This is a genomic window from Sulfitobacter sp. UBA4523, from assembly GCF_002388305.1.
GTDB classification, from domain to species: Bacteria; Pseudomonadota; Alphaproteobacteria; order Rhodobacterales; family Rhodobacteraceae; genus Sulfitobacter; species Sulfitobacter pontiacus.
The window spans coordinates 42,673-48,949 of the sequence record NZ_DGMH01000051.1 but is presented as its reverse complement, the minus strand read 5'-3'; the positions used below and the strand labels follow the sequence as shown (position 1 = coordinate 48,949).

General features: G+C 60.5%; 6 protein-coding genes. 3 read left to right on the top strand and 3 right to left on the bottom strand.

The window, feature by feature from the left end:
• Nucleotides 1-515, bottom strand: a 515-nt coding sequence (locus B3849_RS13020) for a F0F1 ATP synthase subunit delta (protein ID WP_414718050.1), incomplete at its 3' end; no start/stop codon positions are given.
• Between the two features lie 278 nt (nucleotides 516-793).
• Nucleotides 794-1,564: a methyltransferase domain-containing protein gene (locus tag B3849_RS13015; RefSeq protein ID WP_037966095.1), complete on the bottom strand. Its 771-nt coding sequence runs from the start codon at nucleotides 1,562-1,564 to the stop codon at nucleotides 794-796.
• 151 nt (nucleotides 1,565-1,715) lie between these two features.
• Here B3849_RS13015 and gloB point away from each other — a divergent pair, with 151 nt between their 5' ends.
• The 3 genes from gloB to B3849_RS13000 all read left to right on the top strand — a co-directional run bounded on the left by gloB (nucleotide 1,716) and on the right by B3849_RS13000 (nucleotide 5,945).
• Nucleotides 1,716-2,483, top strand: coding sequence for a hydroxyacylglutathione hydrolase (gloB, locus tag B3849_RS13010; protein WP_278425518.1), 768 nt, complete (start codon nucleotides 1,716-1,718; stop codon nucleotides 2,481-2,483).
• A 175-nt stretch (nucleotides 2,484-2,658) separates the two neighbouring features.
• The gene (clpA, locus tag B3849_RS13005; RefSeq protein ID WP_064217144.1) at nucleotides 2,659-4,980 is read left to right on the top strand and encodes an ATP-dependent Clp protease ATP-binding subunit ClpA; all 2,322 of its coding nucleotides are present in this window, start codon (nucleotides 2,659-2,661) and stop codon (nucleotides 4,978-4,980) included.
• Complete coding sequence (locus tag B3849_RS13000) at nucleotides 4,977-5,945, top strand: M23 family metallopeptidase (RefSeq protein WP_278425517.1); 969 nt, start codon at nucleotides 4,977-4,979, stop codon at nucleotides 5,943-5,945. Before clpA ends, B3849_RS13000 begins: the two co-directional genes overlap by 4 nt.
• A gap of 2 nt (nucleotides 5,946-5,947) precedes the next feature.
• Here the strand turns inward: B3849_RS13000 and B3849_RS12995 are convergent.
• The coding region (locus B3849_RS12995; protein WP_286780258.1) for an OmpA family protein at nucleotides 5,948-6,277 on the bottom strand (330 nt) is incomplete at its 5' end.

The following is a 6,277-nucleotide window of genomic DNA, read 5'->3' as shown; positions in this document are numbered from 1 at the left end:
CGGATCGACGTGTCGATCATCTTAGAGCCCACTTTTACGATAAGACCGCCAATGAGGGAGTCATCAACGGTCGCATTCAACGTTACTTTTTTGCCTGTGGTCGCGGCGAGCGACTTGGACAGTTTTTCGGACTGCGCTTTGGTCAGCGCCTTGGCCGAAATCACATCAGCAGTCACTTCGCCTTTTTCAACGGCGATGATGTCACGCAGGTTCTGGACCAGCTGCGGCAGGACGAACAGACGGCGCTTGTTGGCCATCAGTTCCAGCGTGCTGGCGAGCGTCTGGGACAGGTCCATCTTTTTGGCGATGGCACTGATCGACGCGGCTTGCTGTTCGCGCGTGTAGATCGGCGAATTGATCAGATCGCGGAAATCTTCGCTTTCGGCCAATGCGGCTTGCAGCGCATCAAGATCTTTCTCGATCTGGGGAAGGGCTTTGGCCTCTTGGGCCAGCTCGTACACGGCGGTCGCATAGCGTTGTGCGATACCTGTAGAGATTGATGCTGTTTCGGACACGTCCATCCTCTCATACGTCAGGGCCGGATAAGCGAATACATCGCGTCACCGGGGTGTTGGCGCGACTTGAAATTACCCAAGACGTCTAAATCAGGGCGGATGTAGCAGACGGACCCGCATCCCGCAACACAGTATAGTGAGGTTGCCACAGGAAAGCGCCCCTTATTCTTAGCGCAATGCCCCCCTGCGACGCTTTGACCTGATCAACCTGCCTAAAAATCAATAGACATCCGGCAATTTCGGGTGTGGCAGCGATTCTTGCCGCCGTGGCGCGGGGGTCACATAGGCTTCGGCAGGACCGCCTGAACTGCCGAAGGCGTCACCGCGCCGACCCCTTCCAGAACGCGGATCGACCGGCGCGCTGGCGTGCGTGCAACCTTGCCCTTGGGCGGGTACACCAGCTTGGTCACCTCGACCATAAACGCCCCGCCCGCCATGATCGTCGGCATGTGCCGCCCGACCTTTTCAAACAGCGGCCCCGCGCGCCGGAACGTCCGTCTGGTCGAGGGCATCAGATACAGCGCACCTAACTGGCGCTCTGGCAGGAACTGGTGTTTGCGCAGTTGCGTTTCGAGCTGACCCAGCGAATAGGGCCGCCCGTATCCGAAGGGCGTGATATCGCTACGCGCCCAGAAGCCTGCACGGTTGGGCACGATGAACAGTGCCCTGCCCCCCGGCCCCAACACGCGCCAGCATTCCTCTAGCAGGTCGCCCTGCCGGTCAGACGTTTCAAGCCCGTGCATCAGAACCAGCCGGTCGACATGTCCGGTTTCGATCGGCCAGAGCGTTTCTTCGGTCAGCACAGAAGTATTGGGCATGCCCGCAGGCCACGGCATGACCCCCTGCGGCCCCGGCATCAGCGTCATCACCCGCCGCGCATCGGCCAGATAGGGGCGCAGCAAGGGGGCCGCGAAACCAAAGCCCACAACGGTCTGCCCCTTGGCCTCGGGCCAAAGCTCAAGCATGCGGGTACGCAAGGAATGCTGCGCCGCGCGGCCAAGGGCACTGCGATAGTAAAAGTTGCGCAGGTCTTGGACATCAAGGTGCATGGGCAAAGGGCCTTGTTGGGTGGATCGCCCCGACCCTAGACCAAAGCCACGCGCCGCAAAAGAGCGGACTGCGCGAAACCCGTTTGCAGCACCGCCCCGCCCGCGCTAGCGTGGTGATCCGCACCCCGAAACCCCGACCGGAGCCGCTGCCATGTCCTTTGATCTTGTGACCATCCCCTGCCTGTCCGATAACTACGCATTCCTGCTGCGCGACCAGACCAGCGGCAAGGTCGCCTTGATCGACGTGCCCGAGGCCGCGCCGATCGCTGCCAAGCTGGACGAGCTGGGCTGGACCCTCACAGAAATCTGGCTGACCCATCACCACCCCGACCACATTCAGGGCGTGCCCGCGCTGATTGCCGACCGCCCTGCCCGGGTGATCGGTGCCAAGGCTGATGCCGAACGCCTGCCCCCGCTGGACGCGGCCTATGACGACGGGCAATCCTTCACCTTCGGCGCGCATACGGTCGATGTGATCGATGTGTCGGGCCATACCGTCGGGCATATCGCCTTTCACGTCCCCGCGGCCAAATGCGTCTTTACCGCCGACAGCCTGATGGCGCTTGGCTGTGGTCGCCTGTTCGAAGGCACGCCCGCGCAGATGTGGGACAGCCTGCAAAAGCTGATGCGCCTGCCAGCCGATACCACCGTATGTTCGGGTCACGAATACACGCAGTCGAACGCAAAATTTGCCCTGACGGTTGATCCGGAAAACGCGGCACTTATATCTCGTGCAAGAGAGATCGATCAGGCCCGTGCTGATGGCGAGCCGACAGTTCCCTCGACGCTTTCAACGGAACTTGAAACCAACCCCTTTCTGCGCCCGTCCGATCCGGGCATCCGTGCGCAACTGGGGATGGTCAACGCCACCGACACCGATGTGTTTGCCGAAATTCGCGCGCGCAAAGACCGTTTCTGACCGCCGCAATCATGGTCTAAAATCGACGTTCACGATAAATGTGACAGCGATATTGCAGAAAAACCTTGAAGCTGCGCCGTGATCAACCAAACTCTAATACTATGAGGCCATGCTCGGTTGCGGCGCGTCCTGTTTCTGACGCCCCCTCCGACACAGATCGAAAAGGAGCACGCCTGTGCCTTCATTCTCGTCTACCCTAGAACAAGCCATTCACGCGGCGCTGGCCCTTGCCAATGCGCGCAAACATGAATTCGCTACGCTTGAACATCTTCTTTTGGCCCTGATCGACGAACCCGACGCCGTGCAGGTAATGAAAGCCTGTTCCGTCGATATGACCGAACTGCGCGAAACGCTGGTCGAATTTGTCGATGAAGACCTGAACAATCTGGTCACCGATGTTGACGGCTCCGAAGCGGTGCCAACGGCAGCGTTCCAGCGGGTGATCCAGCGTGCGGCGATCCATGTGCAATCCTCTGGCCGGACCGAAGTGACCGGCGCGAACGTGCTGGTCGCGATCTTTGCAGAACGCGAAAGCAACGCCGCCTACTTCCTGCAAGAACAGGATATGACGCGCTATGATGCGGTCAATTACATCGCGCATGGCGTCGCCAAAGATCCGGCTTTCGGTGAACCACGCCCCGTGTCCGGTGCGCCGGATCACGAGGAAGAAGCCCAAGGCGTCACCGATGGCGACAAGAAAGAATCCGCGCTGGCGAAATACACCGTTGATCTGAACGCGAAATCCCGCGAAGGCGACGTTGATCCGCTGATCGGCCGGTCGGACGAGGTGGAACGCTGCATTCAGGTGCTGTGCCGCCGCCGCAAGAACAACCCGCTGCTGGTGGGCGACCCCGGCGTCGGGAAAACCGCCATCGCCGAAGGGCTGGCGCGCAAGATCGTTGCCGGTGAAACGCCCGAGGTCTTGGCCGAAACCACGATCTACTCGCTCGACATGGGCGCGTTGCTGGCCGGCACCCGCTACCGCGGTGATTTCGAAGAACGCCTGAAAGCCGTCGTGACCGAACTGGAAGAACATGACAACGCCGTCCTGTTCATCGACGAGATCCACACCGTTATCGGTGCCGGTGCCACATCCGGCGGCGCGATGGATGCCTCCAACCTGCTGAAACCCGCGCTTGCGGGCGGCAAGCTGCGCACTATGGGGTCGACCACCTACAAGGAATTCCGCCAGCATTTCGAAAAAGACCGTGCCCTTGCGCGTCGTTTCCAAAAGATCGATGTGAACGAGCCTTCGGTCGAGGATGCGGTGAAAATCCTGCGGGGCATCAAACCCTACTTCGAGGATCACCACTCGGTCAAATATACCTCTGACGCGATCCGGACCTCGGTTGAACTGGCGCACCGCTATATCAACGACCGCAAACTGCCTGACTCCGCCATCGATGTGATCGACGAAGCGGGCGCGGCGCAGCATCTGCTGGCGGCCTCTAAACGGCGCAAGACCATCGGCACCAAAGAAGTCGAAGCCGTGGTCGCCAAGATCGCGCGCATCCCGCCCAAGAATGTGTCCAAGGATGATGTGATTGTGCTCAAGGATCTTGAGGCATCGCTGAAACGCGTTGTCTTCGGTCAGGACAAGGCGATCGAAGCCCTGTCGTCCGCGATCAAACTGGCCCGTGCTGGCCTGCGCGAGCCCGAAAAACCCATCGGCAACTACCTGTTCGCAGGGCCGACAGGTGTGGGTAAGACCGAGGTGGCGAAACAGCTGGCCGACACGCTTGGTGTGGAACTGCTGCGTTTCGACATGTCTGAATACATGGAGAAACACGCCGTTTCCCGCCTGATCGGTGCCCCTCCCGGCTATGTCGGGTTTGATCAGGGCGGCATGTTGACCGATGGCGTTGACCAGCACCCGCACTGCGTTCTGCTGCTCGACGAGATGGAGAAAGCCCACCCGGACGTCTACAACATCTTGTTGCAGGTGATGGATCACGGCAAGCTGACGGACCATAACGGCCGGACAGTGGATTTCCGCAATGTCGTGCTGATCATGACGTCGAACGCGGGCGCGTCCGAGCAGGCGAAAGAAGCGATCGGCTTTGGCCGTGACCGTCGCACCGGCGAGGATACCGCCGCGATCGAACGGACCTTCACGCCCGAATTCCGCAACCGTCTGGACGCGGTGATCAGCTTTGCGCCGCTTCCAAAAGAGGTGATCTTGCGGGTGGTCGAGAAGTTCGTGCTGCAGCTTGAAGCTCAGCTGATGGACCGCAACGTGACGATTGAACTGTCCACCAAAGCCGCCGAATGGCTGGGCGACAAAGGCTATGATGCACGAATGGGTGCGCGCCCCCTTGGACGCGTCATCCAAGAGCACATCAAAAAGCCCCTCGCCGAAGAGCTGCTGTTCGGCAAGCTGGCGAAAGGTGGTGTGGTCAAGGTCAACGTCAAGAAGGGCGAGCTGGACCTGACGATCCTCGGGTCGGAAAACCCCAAGCTGACAGGCAACAAGCCACCGTTGCTGACAGCTGAATGATACCACGCAGCGCCGTATTTGCGCTTGCCCTGCCCTTTGCCAGCCCCGTGCTGGCAGAGGGTTTTCTTATCTCCCCGCCCCTTGACTGCGACCTTGGCACAGACTGCTTCATCCAGCAGTATGTAGATAGCGACCCGTCGTCTGATGCGATGGATTTCACCTGTGCCGCCTTAAGCTATGACGGGCACAAAGGCACGGATTTCGCACTGCCCAGCCGGGCCCGTATCGCCGACAACATCCCCGTCCTTGCCAGCGCTGCAGGCCGTGTCACCGGTATGCGCGACGGTATGGCTGACAGCGGCTATACCAGCGAAAACGCCGCCGGTATCGACGGTAAGGAATGTGGCAACGGCGTCGTGCTTGACCACGGGAACGGTTGGGAAACGCAGTACTGCCACCTCAAACAAGGCTCCGTCAGCGTCACCACGGGGCAAGAGGTCGCCTTGGGCGATACCATCGGCTTTGTCGGGCAGTCGGGAAAGGCCGCCTTCCCCCATGTGCATCTGTCGGTGCGCAAAGACGGGGCCGTCGTTGATCCCTTCGATCCCGATGGGACCACCACCTGCGACGCGCCCGGTGACAGCAATCTTTGGGCTGAACGGCCCGACTACCGCGCCGGTGGGCTGATCAGCATTGGTTTTGCCGATGCGGTCCCCGCCTATGACGCCATCAAACAAGGCGATGCGGCCGCAGCCTCCCTGCCCGTGGATGCGGATGCGCTGGTTGTCTGGGGCTATATGTTTGGCACGCGGGCAGATGACATCGTGAACCTGTCCATCGCCGGCCCTGACGGCATGGTGATCGCGGATGATGTGACGTTGACCAAAACCCAGGCCCAAGCCTTTCGCGCCATCGGCAAACGTGGCCGCGTGGACTGGCCCGCGGGCACCTATACCGGCACGGTGACGATGATCCGCGGCCTGCAGATCATCAGCCAACGCAGCACGGAAATCGAGGTCAAATAGCGCTACCTCTCGGTCAGCTTAAGCTCGATCCGGCGGTTTTGCGCGCGGGCGGCTTCGGTGTTGCCACTGGCAACGGGCTGATATTGGCCAAAGCCGTTCGCGGCCAGCCGTTCCGGTGCAATCCCGAGGAAGTTGATCATATATTTGACCACTGACAGGGCGCGCGCCTGACTAAGCTCCCAGTTATCCGCAAATTCGCCCAACCCCGACAGCGGCTGATTGTCGGTATGCCCGTCTACGCGAATGACCCAGTCGATTTCAGGCGGGATATCGGCTGCGATGTTGCGCAGGATACCGGCGACCTTGGCGATCTCTCCGCGACCATCGGCGGA